Source organism: Geodermatophilus marinus (assembly GCF_003428645.1).
Taxonomy (GTDB): domain Bacteria; phylum Actinomycetota; class Actinomycetes; order Mycobacteriales; family Geodermatophilaceae; genus Geodermatophilus.
Map to the genome: position 1 here is coordinate 16,487 of NZ_QVQH01000037.1, position 16,400 is coordinate 32,886.

Sequence of the window (16,400 nt, forward strand, 5' to 3'; positions counted from 1 at the left end):
ACCTTCCTAGCGCACGGGGATCCCGGGCCGGGAGACCCGGGGCCCGACGCCCGGGGCGGGGTGAGGCAGGACACGCCCGGGGGAGCGGCGTCCCGGTAGGTTGGCCGCCCGTGAGGGCCTACCGCACCGTGGTCGTCGGCACCGACGGGTCCGCCTCCTCGCTGCGCGCGGTGCACCGGGCCGGTGCCCTGCCCGGCGCGGTCGGTGCGCGGCCGGTCGTCGGCTGCGCCCACCGGCCGCCGCGGGTGGGCCGGAACGGGTACCGCCGGGCGCGGGAGGTGCTCGGCGAGGACGTGCACGAGGTGGTGGCCCCGGGGCCGGCGGAGGACCGGGAGCGGACCGACCTGCTCGTGGCGGGGAACCGGGGGCCGGGCGGCCTGCGGGGCGGGGTGCTGGGCTCGGGGCCGGCCGGGCCCACCCGCCGCTCGCCGGTCGACGTCCTGGTCGTCCGCACCACCGGGTGACCGGGCCCGGGGACGCCGCGGGCGAGCCGGAGGCCCGCGAGCTCCTGGAACGGCTGCTCCTGGGCGGTCCGCGCCGCTACACCCGCGGGCAGGTGGCGGCGATGGCCGGCATGGAGCCGCGGCGGACGCAGCGCCTCTGGCGGGCCCTCGGGTTCCCCGACGCGCCCGACGACGCGCTGGTCTTCACCGACGCCGACGTGCAGGCGCTCGGGCTGCTCTCCGCGCTCATCGACGCGGGGTTCGTCGACGAGGCGACCGAGGCCTCCATCGCCCGGGCCATGGCGCAGTCGCTGGCCCGGCTGGCGGACTGGCAGACCGACATGCTCGGCGAGGTGCTCAGCCGCGGCACCGACCCGCCCGGCCGGGTGGACCCCGAGCGGGCCGCGGAGAGCACCCGCCGCCTGCTGCCCCTGCTGCGGGCGGTGCAGGACTACGTGTGGCGCCGGCACCTGGCCGCCAACGCCGAGCGGCTGGTCGGCAGCGCCGGGCCCGGCGACAGCCGCGAGCTCGCCGTGGGCTTCGCCGACCTGGTCGGCTACACCACCCGCAGCCGCGGGATGGGCGGTCGTGAGCTCGGGGAGATGATCGAGGACTTCGAGGCCACCGCGGCCGAGGTCATCGCCCGCCGCTCCGGCCGCGTGGTCAAGACGGTGGGGGACGGCGTCCTCTACACCGCCCCCTCGCCGGTCGACGCCGTGGAGATCGGGCTGGAGCTGCCGGTCGCGTGGCGGACCGCGCAGCGGCCGCCGCTGCGGGTCGGGGCGGCCTACGGGCGGGTGCTGACCCACCTCGGCGACGTCTACTCGCCGGTGGTCAACCTGGCCAGCCGGCTGACCACGATCGCGCGGCCGGGGGCCCTGCTGGTGGACCGGGAGCTGGCCCGCCGGCTGCGCGGGCTGCCCCGGTTCCGGGTGCGCCCGCTGAACCGGGTGTCGGTGCGCGGCTACGAGGACCTCCAGCCGTGGTCGGTGCGCCACCGCCCACCCGGCGGGGAGGACCTCGCGGTCGAGGCGATGCTGGACGAGATGGCCGACGACGTGCTCGGCGAGGGTCCGGACGCGCCCGACCGGCCGTGACCCGGATCACGTTCGCCCCGGACGGGGCGGACCCGGCACCCTGGGCGGCATGAGCGCCACCCTCGTCGCCCGCGGGCTCGCTGCCGGGCACGGCGCCCGGGTGCTGTTCTCCGACCTCGACCTGGTGGTCGCCCCGGGCGACGTGGTGGGGCTCGTCGGGGTCAACGGCGCCGGCAAGTCCACCCTGCTGCGGACCCTGGCCGGTGAGCTGCCGGTGCAGTCCGGCGGGGTGGCGGTCACGCCGCCGACGGCCACCCTGGGCTACCTGCCGCAGGAGGCCGAGCGCCGGCCGGGGGAGAGCGTCCGCGCGGCGCTGGCCCGCCGGACCGGCGTCACCGCCGCCCAGGCCGCGCTGGACGCCGCGACCGAGGCCCTGGCGGCCGGCCGGCCGGGTGCCGACGACGAGTACGCCGCGGCGCTGGAGCGCTGGCTGGCCCTCGGCGGGGCCGACCTCGACGAGCGCATCGCGCAGGTGGTGGCCGAGGTCGCGCCCGGGGTGGACCCCGAGGCGCCGGCCGCCGGGCTCTCGGGCGGCCAGGCCGCCCGCGTCGGGCTGGCCGCGCTGCTGCTGTCCCGCTACGACGTGCTGCTGCTCGACGAGCCGACCAACGACCTCGACCTGGCCGGGCTCGCCCAGCTCGAGCGCTTCGTCACCGAGGCGCGGGCCGGCATCGTCGTGGTCAGCCACGACCGGGAGTTCCTGGCCCGCACCGTGACGCGGGTCGTCGAGCTGGACCTGCCCCAGCAGTCGGTGCGGGTGCACGACGGCGGCTACGAGGCGTACCTGACCGAACGGGAGGTCGCCCGCCGGCACGCGCGGGAGGAGTACGAGCAGTACGCCGGGACCCGGGCCGACCTCGAGGCCCGGGCGCGCATGCAGCGCAACTGGATGGCCAAGGGCGTGCGCGACGCGGTCAAGAAGCAGCGGGACCCCGACAAGTTCATCAAGGCGCACAACCGGTCCTCGGCGGAGAAGCAGGCGGCGAAGGCGCGGCAGACCGAGCGCCGGATCGAGCGGTTGGAGGTCGTCGAGGAGCCGCGCAAGGAGTGGGAGCTGCGGATGCAGATCGCCGCCGCACCGCGGGCCGGCGCGGTCGTGGCCACCCTCTCCGGTGCGGTCGTGCGGCGCGGTGGGTTCATCCTCGGGCCGGTCGACCTGCAGGTGGACTGGGGCGACCGGGTGGCGATCACCGGGCCCAACGGCGCGGGCAAGACCACCCTGCTGGCCGCGCTGCTCGGCCGGGTCCCCCTCGACGCGGGGCGCGGCTCGCTGGGGCCCTCGGTCCGGGTGGGGGAGATCGACCAGGCCCGCGCGGCCTTCGTCGGGTCCGAGTCGTTGCTCGACGCCTTCTCCGCGGAGGTGCCCGACCTGCCGACCAGCGAGGTCCGCACCCTGCTCGCCAAGTACGGGCTCACCGCCGAGCACGTGCTGCGCGCGGCGGGCACGCTCTCGCCCGGGGAGCGCACCCGGGCGGGGCTGGCGCTGCTGCAGGCCCGCGGGGTCAACGTGCTCGTCCTCGACGAGCCGACCAACCACCTCGACCTGCCCGCCATCGAGCAGCTCGAGCAGGCGCTGGCCGGCTACCGGGGGACGCTGCTGCTGGTCACCCACGACCGCCGGATGCTCGCCGCCGTGGACACCACCCGCCGCCTGGCGGTGGCCGGCGGGCGGGTCACCGAGGGCTGAGGGTCAGCGGGCCGCCGGCAGGGCCGGCTCGAGGACGCCGGCCACCGCGTACTCGGCCAGGGTGGCCAGCTCGGCGGCGCTCGCCCCGGCCGACGCCAGCGCCGGCAGCAGGTGCACCTCGACGACGGTCCCGGGCGAGGCGGCCAGCCAGCGCAGCGCGGCGACCCTCGAGCGGCCGGCGGGGGGCGGGGTCGCCGGGCCCCGGTAGCGGACGGCGACCGGGCACACGGCCGCCCCGGTGGCCGGCGCCGCGACCAGCAGCGCGGGGGAGAACCGGCCCGGCCCGCCGTCCTCCGTGCGCTCCTCCGGCCGCACCACCACCGACGTCCCGCCGTGCAGGGTCGCGGCGACCCGGGCCGGGACCGCCGGGACCGTCGGGAGGCCGACCCCGGCCAGCCGGTCCGGCGACCCGGCCACCACCCCTGCGGGCACGGCGGTCAGCAGGGCGAGGGGGTCCAGCGCCGACACGCTGTTGGCCACCAGCAGCAGGCCGGTGCCGCCGCGCGGCCAGGCCACCGCGGGCGCGCGCACCTCGACGCGCAGCCCGAGCCCGGTGAGGACCCGGGCGGCGCCGCACACGGAGCGCCGGCGGCTGCTGCCGACGGGCGGGCGCAGCCGCCCGGCGGCGACGGTGGCGCCGACGCGCAGCCAGCGGCCGGACGGGGGTGCGGTCACGGTGCCTCCCGGGACGCTCGGCGGACCCGGGACGGGTCCGCGTGCCCCCGAGGGTGGCTCGCCGAGGTGACCGCGCGGGAACGCCCGGACGGCGGCCGGACGTCGATCCGGGGATCTGCTCAGGACGGCTCGCCGAGCGCCTCGGGCAGGCCCACCGCGCTCATCCCCGCCCAGGTGTCGCCGACGTGGTGGGCGAGGACCATCAGGTCGCGCAGGTGCCCGTCGCGGTCGCGGATGTGGTCGACGAGCAGCGCCTCCCCGGTGAACCCCAGGTCGGTGAACAGCGCCAGGGCCGCGCCCTGCTCGGCGACCACCTCCACCACCAGCTTGGTGAGCCCGGCCTCGACCGCCTGGACCAGCGCGTGCCGGGCCAGCGCCCGGCCCAGCCCGCTGCCGCGGGCCCCGGGGGCCACGACCAGCCGGACCTCCCCGACGTGGTCGGACCAGCCGGGCAGGCGCAGCACCGCGACGTACCCGGCGACGACGTCCCCGGCGCTCCCGCCGTCCTCGACGGCGACCCAGCGGCGGGTGCCCGGCGTGCCCCCGGCCGCCCAGCCGCGCACCACCTCGGCGTCGGTCACGTCGTCGCGGATGAAGGTCCGGTCGCCCTCGGGCAGGTCGGCGAAGAAGCGCAGCAGCGCGTCGCAGTGCGCGGGGGTCAGGTCGACGACGTCAGCCACGCGTGTCCTCCCGGGCGCCCTCCACCGGCTCGCTGCGCCGCCGGAGGAAGTCGATGATGGTCGGGACCGTGGTCCGGGCGGCGGTCCGGCCGACGACCAGGCCCATGTGCCCGGCCGGCAGCCGCAGCTCGTGCTTGTCGGTGGAGCCGACCAGGTCGACCAGCGGCGCGGTCGCCTCCGGCGGCACGATGTGGTCGCGGTCGGCCCGCACGGTGAGGAACGGCACCCGGATGTCCGCCAGGTGCACCCGGTCGCCGCCGACGCTCAGCCGGTCGGTGACCATCCCGTTGTCGCGCACCAGCATCCGCACGGTCTCCTCCGCGGCGGCGCCCGGGAAGGGCACGTGGTCGTCGGCCCAGCCGGTCATGGCCTGGTAGCCGGCGACGTACCGGTCGTCCCAGAGCTTCTCCCACAGGGTCACGTAGCGGGTCACCTCGGCGGTGGGGGTGAGCGCGCGGAAGCCCTGGACGACGACGCGGGGCGGCACGTTGCCGTCGGCGTCGAGCACGTCGCGGACCTCCAGGCCCCCGACGCGGAACAGGTCCGACAGCGGCCCCATCCGGCGGAAGTCCACCGGGGTCGCCAGGACGGTCAGGCTGCGCACCGGGGTGTCGGGGTGGTGCGCGGCGTGCAGCAGGGCGAGGTCCCCGCCGAAGCAGTAGCCGAAGAGGGTGACCTCGTCGGCGCCGGTGACCTCGAGCACCCGGTCGATGCCCGCCGGGATGTAGTCGTCGACGTAGTCCTCGAGGGTGTTGGCCGCGTCCCGCGCGTCCGGCTCGCCCCAGTCGAGCATCCAGACGTCGAAGCCGGCGGTGAGCAGCTGCTCGACGAAGCTGTTGCCCCGGGCCAGGTCGAGCACGTAGCTGCGGCTGACCAGGCTGAAGACGATGAGCAGCGGTGGGGACCACCGGACCCCGCCGTGGACCTCGGGGTCGTTGCGGTAGCGCCACAGCTGGGTGCGGCCGCGCTGCCAGACGACGTCCTTCGGGGTGGTGCCGACCTGGGGCCGGTCGATGCCGCCGACGAGCTTGAGGCCGTTACGCGCGCGGAGGGCGTTGCGCTCCACGTCGCGCCGGACGCGGTCGAGGACCGTCTGCGGGGTGGGCAGGGTGGGCAGGGTGGGCATCGGACTCCTCGCGGGTGCGGGCTCGCTGGGCCTCGAGCTGCAGGGTCAGCCGCCGGACCTCCCGGTCCAGGGCGCCGACCTGCGCCCGGAGCCGGTGGACGTCGGTGCCGGCCGGCAGGTTGAGCAGGTGCCAGGCGCGGGTGCTGGCGCCGCGCGCCGAGGCGAGGGCCAGGGTGGTGGCCCGCCGCAGCAGCGCGGCGCCGACCGCGAAGGTCTCGGTGCGCACGAACTCCTCCGCGCGCGGGGTGACCCGGCGCTCGGCGGCGTCGAACGCCTGCCGCCACAGCGGCGGTCGTGCGTCGGCCATGTGTCTCCCTTCCTCGTGTCCCGGCCCCGTCCAGGGCACCGCCCCGAGCTCGGACGGCCCCCTTGCCGGGTCCCGGTGCGAGCCCGCGAGTGGCGGGGGGCAAGGGGGTCCTTCAAGGGGAGGACGGGGTCCTCTCTCAGGTGAAGGCGCTCATCCCGGTGATGTCCCGGCCGACGATGAGCGTCTGCACCGTCTCGGTGCCCTCGAACGTGTGGATGGCCTCGATGTCGGCCATGTGCCGGATGACGTGGTTCTGCAGCAGGATCCCGTTGCCGCCGAGCAGGTCGCGCGCCTCGGCGAGGATCTCGCGCGCCGTCCGGGTGTTGTGCATCTTGGCCAGCCCGGCGACGGTCGGCGACAGCCGCCCGGCCTCGGCCAGCCGGCCGATCTGCATGCAGTAGAGCTGCATGCCGGTCAGCGCGGCGAGCATGCGCACCAGGCGCTCCTGGACGATCTGGAAGCCCGCGAGCGGCTTGCCGAACTGCCGGCGCTCCTTGGCGTAGGTGAGGGCGGCCTCGTACCCGGCGGTCGCGTGGCCCAGGGCCATCCAGGCGCAGGCGCTCCGGGTGGTGGCCAGCACCCGGCCGGTGTCGGCGAAGCTGTGCGCCCCCTGCAGCCGGTTCTCCTCCGGCACCCGCACCCCGCGCAGCTCGATGTCGGCCTGCCACACCGAGCGCAGCGACATCTTGCCGGTGATGACCGAGGCCTCGTACCCCTCGGCCGGGGTCTCGACGACGAAGCCCTTGACCTGGCCGTCGGCCGCGTCGCGCGCCCACACGACCACGAGGTCGGCCAGCGTGCCGTTGCCGATCCACCGCTTGGCGCCGTCGAGGACCCAGGTGTCGCCCTCGCGGCGGGCGGAGGTCTCCAGCGCGACGGAGTCCGAGCCGTGGTGCGGCTCGGTGAGGGCGAACGCGCCGATCTTGTCCAGCGTCGCCATCGCCGGCAGCCAGCGGGCCTTCTGCTCCTCCGAGCCGCACATGTCGACCGACTGCATCGCCAGCCCGGCGTGCACGCCGAGGAAGGTGCCCAGGCTGCCGTCGCCGCGGTGCAGCTCCATGTGCACCAGCCCCGCGGCCATCGGGCTCATCTCGGCCGAGCCGTAGCCCTTGATGCTCTCGCCGACGACGCCGAGCTCCGGCAGCCGGCGGATCAGCGGCCACGCCACCTCGGCACGCTCCCAGTAGTCACCGGCGACCGGGACCACCTCGGCGTCGACGAAGCGGCGGACGGCGATGAACCGTTCCCACTGCTCGTCGGTGAACTGGTCGCGCACCGAGAAGAAGTCGGTGCCCAGCGCCTCGCCCAGGTGGCTGGTGTCCACGGGCTGCGCGGTCTGCGGGGGAGCCTGCGGTGTCATCGTGCGACCTCCGGGGGGATCTCGACGGCGCGGCCCAGGATCGTCCCGGTCGCGCCCTCGGGCAATCTCGCCCGCAGGCCCGCGGTCACGCCGGCGGCGGTGTCGCGGGACCCGTCGTGGGCCGGGACGGCGGCGCCCACGCGGAGCCCGGCCCGGTCGCCGTGGCCCGCGGTCGTGCCGACCAGGGGCTGTGCGGGGTCCACCGCGGGGCCTCCTCCTGCAGGGGACGGGACCCGGCCCTACCCCGGCCGACCGCGGTCTACCCCGCGTCCCGGCCGTCCTCGTTCCGGATCCCCCGGGTGGTCCGGGTACCGGAGTGGCGCGCCGGCCCGGCCCGGGACAGGCTCGCTGCGGACCACCTCGACGACGGGAGCGGCATGAGCGACAGGACGATCCTCGACATGTTCCGGCTGGACGACCGGGTGGCGATCGTGACCGGCGCCTCCTCGGGCCTGGGCGCGGTGTTCGCCCGGGCGCTTGCCGAGGCCGGCTGCGACGTGGCGCTGGGGGCGCGCCGCGAGGACCGGCTGGCCGGGACGAAGCAGGCCGTCGAGGCGGCCGGCCGGCGGGCGCTCACCGTGCGCACCGACGTCTCCCGGCCCGAGGACTGCCAGGCGCTGGTCGACGCGGCGATGGCCGAGTTCGGCAAGGTCGACGTCCTGGTCAACAACGCCGGGGTGGGGACGGCCGTGCCGGCCACCCGAGAGAGCCCGGAGCAGTTCCGCCAGGTCGTCGACGTGAACCTCAACGGCTGCTACTGGATGGCCCAGGCCTGCGGGCGGGTGATGCAGCCGGGCAGCTCCATCGTGAACATCTCCAGCATCCTGGGGCTGACCACCGCCGGGCTGCCGCAGGCCGCCTACGCCGCCAGCAAGGCCGGGCTCATCGGGCTGACCCGCGACCTCGCCCAGCAGTGGACCGGCCGCAAGGGCATCCGGGTCAACGCCCTCGCACCGGGGTTCTTCGAGTCCGAGATGACCGACCAGTACCCGGAGGGCTACATCGAGGGCCAGCTGTCCCGCGTGCTCGTGGGCCGCAAGGGCGACCCCGACGAGCTCGCCGCCGCGCTGGTCTTCCTCGTCAGCGACGCCGGCGGCTACGTCACCGGGACCACGCTGCCGGTCGAGGGGGGCATGCTCACCAGCTGACGACGCCCGGGGGCGGTCCCTAGGCTGCCCCCGTGCGCGAGGTGCTGGACGAGCGCTTCCCGGGGCGGGCCCTGGACCGCGACGTGTGGTTCCCGTACTACCTGCCGCACTGGAGCTCGCGGGCCGCCTCGGCGGCCACGTACGAGGTGCGCGACGGCGAGCTGCGGCTCTGGATCCCGCCGGAGCAGCCGCTGTGGTGCCCGGACCTCCACGAGGAGCCGATGCGGGTGTCCTGCCTGCAGACCGGCAACTGGTCCGGCCCGGTCGGCAGCACGCGGGGGCCGCAGCCGTTCGCCGACGGGCTCGTCGTGCTTGAGGAGCAGCCCGCCTTCTGGGGCCACACCCCCCGGTACGGCCGGATCGAGGCCACCGTGCGCGCCACCGTCCCCGCGCGGTCGATGGCCGCCTTCTGGCTGTCGGGCACCGAGGAGGTCCGTGAGCACTCGGCGGAGATCTGCGTCGCCGAGGTCTTCGGGGACACCGTCCGGGACGGCACGGCCGACGTCGGGGTCGGGCTGCACAAGTTCGGCAACCCCGACGTGTCCGAGGACTTCACCACCGTGCGCCTGCCCCTCGACCTCGGCCGCGACCACACCTACGCGGTCGACTGGGCCCCCGGGTCCCTGGTGTTCACCGTCGACGGGCAGGTGGTCCGGCGCCTCGACCAGGCCCCCGACCACCCGGTGCAGCTGATGCTCGGCGTCTTCGACTTCCCGGCCCGCGCCGCGGCCGACGAGACCGAGGTGCCCGTGCCGGAGCTCGTGGTGTCGTCGGTCCGCAGCCGGCCGCCGGCCTGACGCCCCGGCGTCCCGGACGTCGGCGCGGCGGTGCTCACCGCCGGGACCCCGGCCGCAGGAGTTCGCCCCGGGCCGCCCGCAGCGCGCAGACCGTCCGCAGCCCGACGGGGGCGCCGACGACCATCTCGACCGTCGCGGCGTGCGGGCCGAGGAGCAGGACCAGCCGGGTGACGAGTCCGGGACGGGTGCGGCGGGCGGCCGGTCCGGCCGGGGGAGCCGCGGGTGCCGGCGGTGCGGTCAGCAGCATCATGGGGGACAGGGTCGGGAGCCGGGCGCGCCTCTCGCGTCGGGGGGATCCCCCATCCACCCGCGCGGCGCGTACGGTCCGGGGCCGTGCTCGTGGGCCGTGCACCCGAGCTGGCCGCGATCGCCGCGACGCTGGACGACGCCCGCCGCGGCCGGTCCCGTGCGTCCTGCCTCCAGGGCGAGGCCGGCGTCGGCAAGACCAGCCTGCTGGACGCCGCCGCGGCCGCGGCCGGGGGGTTCCGGGTGACCCGGACCCGCGGCGTGCACGCCGAGCTCGGCCTGGGCCACGCCGCGCTGCTCGACCTGCTGACCCCGCTGCGGGCGGGCCTCCCGGACCTCCCCGCCGGCCAGCGCGACGCGCTCGGCGCCGCGCTGGGGTGGACGGCGGGCCCCGTCCCGGGCGAGCGCTTCCTGGTGGCCGCCGGCACCGTCTCCCTGCTCGGGGCGGCGGCCGAGCGCGAGCCGCTGCTCGTCGTGGTGGACGACGTCCAGTGGCTCGACCCGGGATCGCTGCGGGCGGTGGCCTTCGCCGTCCGGCGGCTGCGGGGGGACCGGGTCGCCTTCCTGCTCGCCCGCCGCCCGCCGCTGCCCGGGGAGGCCGACGAGCTGTCCGACCTGCCGTGGCGGGACCTGACCGGGCTGGACCTCCCGGCCGCGCGCCTGCTCCTGGCCGGCCAGGTCGCCGCCCCCCTCGTCGGGGCGCTCGTGGCCGCGACCGGCGGCAACCCGCTCGGGCTGCGCGAGGCCGCGAGCGCCCTCAGCCCCGAGCAGCGCCGCGGGTCGGCCCCGCTCCCGGACGCCGTCCCGGTCGGGCAGCGGCTCGCGGCGGGGTTCGACCGGGTGCTGCAGCAGGCCCCGGCCGGTGCCCGCCGCGCCCTCCTGCTCGTCGCCTGCTCCCCCCGTCCGGACGCCGGGCCGGTGGTGCGCGCGCTCGGGGCCGAGGGGCTCGTCGCGGAGGAGGCGGTGGCCGACGCCGAGCGGTGCGGGCTGCTGGTCAGCGGGCCCGGCACGCTCGAGGCGGTGCACCCGCTCCTCCGCGCGGCCGCGCTGCGGGCCGCGCCCCCCGGCGAGCGGCGCTCGGCGCACGCCGCTCTGGCCGCGGCGCTGGACGGGGACCCGGAGCTGGCGACCCGGCACCGGTCGCTGGCCGTGCTCGGCGCCGACGACCGGCTCGCCGACGACCTGGTCCTCCTCGCCGGGCGGGAACGGGGGCGCCGCGGGCTGGCCGCGGCCTCGGCGCTGCAGGAGCACGCCGCCCGGCTGCGCGGCTCGGCCGGTGCGGCCGCCACCGACCGGTCGGTGGCGGCCGAGGACGCCTGGCTGGCCGGGGACCCGGTCCGCGCCCGGCGGCTGGCCGGGGAGGTCCTCGACGGGGGCGCTGCGCCGGCCGACCGCGGGCGGGCGCTGCTCACCCTCGGCACGATCGAGCACTACGCCGGGTCGGTCCCCGCGGCCGGTGACCTGCTGCGCTCGGCGGCCGACTGCGCGGTGGGCGGCGAGCGGCTGCGGGCCCTCGTCGAGCTCGGCTTCGTCGGCTACCGCCCCGGGTCACCCGCCGCGGTCGCCGCGGTCGCCGCCGAGGTACGCGCCACCGCGGACCCCGGGGACCCCGAGCAGGCGGCCCTCGCCGACCACACCGAGGCGATGGCGCTGGCCTTCGGCGGCCGCTGGGCCGAGGCGCGCGTCCCGGCCCTGCGGGCGCTGGAGCGGCTGGAGACCGACCCCCGGCTGCGCACGGACGCCCGCTACCTCGCGGTCGCCGCGCTCGCCCCCGCCTGGGCCGGGGAGCCGGAGCGGGCCGTCCCGGTCGTGGAACGCCGGCTGTCCGCGGCGCGGGCCGCCGGTGCCCTCGGCGTCCTGCCCCTCGTGCACGTCCTCGTCGCCGGGTGGGCCCTCGTGCGCGGTGACCACCGGCGCGCCTACGCGGTCGCGGGCGAGGCCACGGAGCTGGGGCGCGAGCTCGGCTACGTCGCCGACCTCGCGACCGCGGCGGAGGTGCTGGCCTTCGAGGAGGCGGCGCGGGGCCGGCACGAGGAGGCGGCGGCCGCGCTGGCCAGCGCCCGGGAGCTCGGGAACCGGGCCGGCGTCGCGGCGGCGTCGGTGCAGGTGCACCTCGTCGACGCGTTCACCGCGCTGTGCCGCGGCGACCTCGCGCGGGTCGTGGCGGTCCTGGAAGCGCGGATCGCCGCCGACGGGGGGCGCCTGCCGCGGGGCGACCACGAGCTGGCGGTGGCGCCGGATCTCGTCGAGGCCTACCTGGGGCTGGGCCGGCACGCCGAGGCCGCGGCCCTGGCCGCCCGGTACGCCGAGACGCACGCCGGGACGGCGCTGCCGGAGGTGCGCGCGCAGGTCGAGCGCCTGGCCGGCCTGGTGGCCGGCGACGGCGGGACGGCCGTCGCGGCCTTCGAGCGGTCGCACGAGGCCGCCGCCGCGGGCACCGACCCGTTCGGGGCGGCGCGCACCCGGCTGCTGCACGGCGCCCGCCTGCGCCGGTCCGGGGAGCGGGTGGCCGCGCGCCGCCAGCTGCGCCTCGCGGCCGACGCGTTCGCGGGCATGGGGCTCGACGGCTGGGAGCGCCGGGCGGTCGAGGAGCTGGCGGCGACCGGCCAGCGGGTGCGGCGCGGGTCGCCCGGCGGGGTGCTCACCTCGCAGGAGACGCGGGTGGCCCTCCTGGTGGCCCGCGGGATGACCAACCGGGAGGTCGCCGCCGAGCTGTTCCTCAGCCCCCGGACGGTCGAGCACCACGTCACCGCGGTCCTGCGCAAGACCGGCCTGCGGTCCCGGGTCGCGGTCGCGGCGGCCTTCGCAGCCGGCGGGGACCCGGCCGGGTCCGGCGGTTGAGCCGTCCCGCCGGCCGGGGGCGGTGGTTGCCCGTCCGGTGGGCCGGGTACCGGGCGCCGGTTCGCGGCACCGCGCCCGGTGCCCCGTCGAGGCCCGAGGAGGTCCCCGCCCGTGCTCGCCTGGTCGTCCACGGTCGCGGGCGCCGTCGTCGTCGCCCTCGTGCTGCGGGAGGTGTTCCAGACCCTGTTCGTCCCCACCCGGCGCGGCCGGGCCACCCGGGCGGTGTTCACCCTGCTGTGGCGGGCGTCCCGCCTGCCCGGCCGCGGGCGCCCCAGCGGGCTGGCCGGTCCGCTGGCGATGGTGGCGGTCATCACGCTGTGGGGGCTGGGCGTGGTGCTCGGGGGCGCGCTCGTCTACTGGCCGCACCTGCCCGACGGCTTCTCCTACGACCCCACCCTGGGACCCGGAGGGCGCGCCGGCCTCGTGGACGCGGTGTACGTCTCGCTGGTCACGACGGCCACGCTCGGCTTCGGCGACGTCGTGCCCACGGCCGGGTGGCTCCGCGTGGTCGTCCCGCTGCAGGCCATCGTCGGGTTCGCGCTGCTGACGGGGGCCGTCTCCTGGGTGATGCAGATGTACCCGGCCCTCAACCGCCGCCGGGTGTTCTCGGTGCGGCTGCCGCGCGCCGTCGCGCGCGCGGCCGTAGTTGGAGGGTTGGCCACCGCGGTGGTGGCCGGCTCGGTGACCGGCGTACTGGCCGCGCCGGCGTATGCGCCGACGGCGGGGGTGGCGGTCAAGGAGCTGCTGGCGCCGGTGCTGGTCGGCGTCGCCAATGCGCCCGGTACGGGGGCGGAGTCGATCCACTTCTCCGCCCGCACCATCGGCGCCGGCTCGTGGGACCTGCTCGACGATGTGCCGGTGTCCGGCCGGTCGGCCACCCTGGCCCTGCCGGCCGACCGGCTGGCCATCGGGGAGCGCTTCGAGTACCAGGTCTCGCACTGCGACGACACCGGCTGCACCGCCTCGGCGGTCCAGACCAGCGCAGCGTCGGCGGCGCTCGGCGCCGGCGAGCGGCCCGGGGCGACCCGGCTGCCCTTCACCCTGGGCGACCGGCTGGCCGCCCAGGTCGACGTCGGCTCGGGCAACCTGCTGGTCACCGCCACCGCGATCACCCTGCCGCGGCGGGCCAGCGACGACCTGGAGGTCGGGCTGGCCTACAACTCGGTCACCCGCCGCGCGGACTCGACCTTCGCCGGAGCGGTCGGCGCGCCGTCCTCCGGCTGGCGGCTGTCCACCGGCCCGGACGTCCGGCTGCGCCACGACGGCGGCACCGGCCTGGTCGTCTACACTGGGCCGAACGGGCTGACCGGCACCTTCACCCCGGTCACCGGCACGCCCGGCAGCTACACCGCGCCGGCCGGCTTCAAGATGGACCTGACCGGCAACGCCACCTCCGGCTGGGAGCTGTTCCACCACGACACGGGGCAGACCTGGTCGTTCGACCCGGCCGGCCGGCTGACCGCCATGGCCGACCGCTCGGGCAACCAGGCGACCTTCGGCTACGACAGCAACGGCGCGCCGACCACGATCACCTCCGACGTCGGCCCGACCGGCGCCCGCACGCTCGACGTCGACACCGAGGGCACCGGCACCGGGCGGATCACCGAGATCACCCAGACGGTCACCGACGCCGGCGGCTACCCGACCGCCGAGAACCGGTCGGTCACGCTGGCCTACGACGGCAACGGCTACCTGGCGTCGATGACCGACCAGGAGGGCCGGGTCACCACCTTCACCCACGGCTCGGGCGGCAACCTCAACGCCGTCACCGCGCCGGGCGGGGCGATGACGACCTTCGGCTACGACAACGACGGCCGCGTCGAGACGGTCACCCAGCCGACCGCCACCACCGGCGTCAACGCGGTCACCCGCTTCCTCTACGAGCCCGACGCCACCAGCGTCGCCGACCCCAACAGCAACCAGTCGGTGGCGCCGGACGCGACGGCGCACACCCGCTACGAGCTGACCGACGACGGCATGCAACTGGTCGACACCGCGATCGACCCGGCCGGCAAGGAGCGGTCGCAGACCTACACCCCTCAGCTGGACGTGGCCACCGCCACCGACACCGCCGGCACCACCACGCTCGACTACGGCGCCAACGGCGGCACCTCGCTGACCGGCATCACCGCCCCGACCGGCGCCGGGTCGTCGTTCGCCTACGGCAACACCGCCGCGGCCACCCGCCACCAGCCCACCTCGGGCACCGACGCCCAGGGCAACACCAGCACGTTCACCTACAACGGCGCCGGGCAGCAGCTGTCCGCTGCTGACGCCGGCAGTAACACTGCCAGCGTGGCCTACAACGCCGACGGCACGGTGGACACCTCCACCAGCCCCTCGGGTGCGGTCACCGACTACACGTCGAACAGCGACGGCCAGCTGACCGGCATCACCCCGCCGTCGGGCACCAGCCTGGGCGGCCGCAGCATGACCTGGGACGGCTACGGCCGGCTGGCCACCTTCACCGACGGCCGCGGCATCACCACCAGCTACAGCTACGACGACCTCGACCGGATCACCGAGGTCGACTTCTCCGACAGCACCCCCGACGTCAGCTACGCCTACGACACCGCCGGCCGGCTGGACAGCCGCGACGACGGGTCGGGCACCACCAGCTACGACTACGACCCGCTCGGCCGGCTCACCGCCCGCAGCCACTCGGCCAACGCCGGCGGGGTGTCCTACAGCTACGACAAGGTCGGCAACCTGGCCACCGCCGTCAACGCCGCCGGCACCACCAGCTACACCTACGACGTGCGCAACCTGGTCACCGCCATGACCCCGCCCGACGGCCGGAAGATCGAGTTCGCCTACGACGACGACGGCCGGCGCACCGACACCTGGTTCCACACCAACACCGGCCGCACCCGCTGGGCCGCCCACTCCCACACCGACTACGACGCCTCCGGCCGCATCGACCGCACCTGGACCTCGCGGTCCAACCCCTGGTCGGGCACGTCCAATGACACGACCCGAGTGTTCGACCGGTCCTACAGCTACGCCGAGGACACCGACGGCGGTCTGTGCGCCACCGCCACCGGCGGCTACCCGGATAGCGGATTGCGCTGGGTAGAGAAGGATGAGCTCACCGGCGTCTACACCAACTACTGCTACGACTCGGCCAACCGGCTGATCATGGCCGACCCCGGCAACGTCGGTCCGACGCACTACGCCTACGACGCCAATGGCAATCGCACCAGCACCCACTACCTCAGCCACCTGCGGCAGGCCCAGACGGTGAACGCCGCCGACCAGTTGACCATGAGCGGCTACGCCTACGACGCGGCCGGCAACCTCACCGCCGACCCCACCCGCGGCAGCTTCACTTACAACGCCGCCGGCCAAATGGTCACCAACACCACGTCCAGCGGAACCGCTAGTTACCTCTACGCCGGCACCGACCAGACCGAACTGATCACCGACGGCAGCAGCCGCACCTACACCTACGGCCGCAGCGACAGCAACGGCCTGCCGATCATCGAGTCCTACGTCACCGGCAGCACGACGTACTCCTACCTGCACGACCCGCAGGGCACCCCGCTGGCCATCGTCGGCGCCAACGCCCACTACCTCGCCCTCGACGGCCTCGGCTCCATCGTCGCCACCATCAACCACGACGGCGCCCAGACCGCGGCCTACAGCTACGACCCCTGGGGCAAGGTCACCGCCTCGGCCGTCAACGGCTCGGGCATCGTCAACCTGCAGATCTACGGCTACACCGGCGGCGTCACCGACACCCGCACCGGCTACGTGCACCTCGGCCACCGCTGGTACGACCCCACCACCGGCCGCTTCACCCAGCAAGACCCGCTCGAGACCCTCGCCGACCCCCGCCGCGCCAACCGCTACGAGTACGCCGCCAGTGACGGCGCTCAGGTGAATCTCCCCAGAGCTGCTCACTGAAAGTCCCCACCCGTGGAGCTCCGCCAGAGACGGCGGGGGCTCCTCCGAGGATGGCGGTCTCTGACCACCGCACCACCTCGAAGGAGC

General features: G+C 76.4%; 14 protein-coding genes. 7 read left to right on the forward strand and 7 right to left on the reverse strand.

Features of this window, described 5'->3' with window-relative positions; genetic code table 11:
* Positions 1–110 precede the first annotated feature (110 nt).
* The 3 genes from D0Z06_RS23340 to D0Z06_RS23350 are packed head-to-tail and all read left to right on the forward strand — an operon-like array spanning position 111 to position 3,227.
* Positions 111–464: a universal stress protein gene (locus tag D0Z06_RS23340; RefSeq protein WP_117379945.1), complete on the forward strand. Its 354-nt coding sequence runs from the start codon at positions 111–113 to the stop codon at positions 462–464.
* A complete protein-coding gene (locus tag D0Z06_RS23345; protein ID WP_233517917.1) occupies positions 461–1,540 on the forward strand; it encodes an adenylate/guanylate cyclase domain-containing protein in 1,080 nt (359 codons plus the stop codon). The genes D0Z06_RS23340 and D0Z06_RS23345 overlap by 4 nt, the downstream gene beginning before the upstream one ends.
* Positions 1,541–1,589: 49 nt before the next feature.
* Positions 1,590–3,227, forward strand: a complete 1,638-nt coding sequence (locus D0Z06_RS23350) for an ABC-F family ATP-binding cassette domain-containing protein (protein ID WP_117379946.1) — start codon at positions 1,590–1,592, stop codon at positions 3,225–3,227.
* 3 nt (positions 3,228–3,230) lie between these two features.
* Here the strand turns inward: D0Z06_RS23350 and D0Z06_RS23355 are convergent, their stop codons facing one another.
* From D0Z06_RS23355 to D0Z06_RS23380, 6 genes are all read right to left on the reverse strand, one after another.
* On the reverse strand, positions 3,231–3,902 hold the full coding sequence (locus D0Z06_RS23355) for a lysophospholipid acyltransferase family protein (protein WP_117379947.1): 672 nt from the start codon (positions 3,900–3,902) through the stop codon (positions 3,231–3,233).
* Between the two features lie 119 nt (positions 3,903–4,021).
* The gene (locus D0Z06_RS23360; RefSeq protein ID WP_117379948.1) at positions 4,022–4,582 is read right to left on the reverse strand and encodes a GNAT family N-acetyltransferase; all 561 of its coding nucleotides are present in this window, start codon (positions 4,580–4,582) and stop codon (positions 4,022–4,024) included.
* A complete protein-coding gene (locus D0Z06_RS23365) occupies positions 4,575–5,708 on the reverse strand; it encodes an alpha/beta fold hydrolase (RefSeq protein ID WP_117379949.1) in 1,134 nt (377 codons plus the stop codon). Before D0Z06_RS23365 ends, D0Z06_RS23360 begins: the two co-directional genes overlap by 8 nt.
* Complete coding sequence (locus D0Z06_RS23370; protein WP_117379950.1) at positions 5,620–6,015, reverse strand: hypothetical protein; 396 nt, start codon at positions 6,013–6,015, stop codon at positions 5,620–5,622. Before D0Z06_RS23370 ends, D0Z06_RS23365 begins: the two co-directional genes overlap by 89 nt.
* 136 nt (positions 6,016–6,151) lie before the next feature.
* Positions 6,152–7,375 (reverse strand): acyl-CoA dehydrogenase family protein, encoded by a 1,224-nt coding sequence (locus tag D0Z06_RS23375; protein WP_117379951.1) that lies wholly within the window; start codon positions 7,373–7,375, stop codon positions 6,152–6,154.
* Complete coding sequence (locus D0Z06_RS23380) at positions 7,372–7,578, reverse strand: hypothetical protein (RefSeq protein ID WP_117379952.1); 207 nt, start codon at positions 7,576–7,578, stop codon at positions 7,372–7,374. Before D0Z06_RS23380 ends, D0Z06_RS23375 begins: the two co-directional genes overlap by 4 nt.
* Before the next feature lie 174 nt (positions 7,579–7,752).
* Here D0Z06_RS23380 and D0Z06_RS23385 point away from each other — a divergent pair, with 174 nt between their 5' ends.
* Positions 7,753–8,523, forward strand: coding sequence for an SDR family NAD(P)-dependent oxidoreductase (locus D0Z06_RS23385; RefSeq protein ID WP_117379957.1), 771 nt, complete (start codon positions 7,753–7,755; stop codon positions 8,521–8,523).
* Positions 8,524–8,555: 32 nt separating this feature from the next.
* Entirely contained in the window at positions 8,556–9,320 is a 765-nt protein-coding gene (locus D0Z06_RS23390) for a glycoside hydrolase family 16 protein (protein ID WP_199522505.1), read from the forward strand.
* Positions 9,321–9,354: 34 nt separating this feature from the next.
* Here the strand turns inward: D0Z06_RS23390 and D0Z06_RS23395 are convergent, their stop codons facing one another.
* Positions 9,355–9,570, reverse strand: a complete 216-nt coding sequence (locus D0Z06_RS23395; protein WP_147332116.1) for a hypothetical protein — start codon at positions 9,568–9,570, stop codon at positions 9,355–9,357.
* 89 nt (positions 9,571–9,659) lie between these two features.
* On the opposite strand from D0Z06_RS23395, the gene D0Z06_RS23400 reads away from it, so the two are divergent.
* Positions 9,660–12,407 (forward strand): helix-turn-helix transcriptional regulator, encoded by a 2,748-nt coding sequence (locus D0Z06_RS23400; protein ID WP_233517918.1) that lies wholly within the window; start codon positions 9,660–9,662, stop codon positions 12,405–12,407.
* A 111-nt stretch (positions 12,408–12,518) separates the two neighbouring features.
* On the forward strand, positions 12,519–16,313 hold the full coding sequence (locus D0Z06_RS26615; protein ID WP_117379955.1) for an RHS repeat-associated core domain-containing protein: 3,795 nt from the start codon (positions 12,519–12,521) through the stop codon (positions 16,311–16,313).
* Positions 16,314–16,400: the final 87 nt, after the last annotated feature.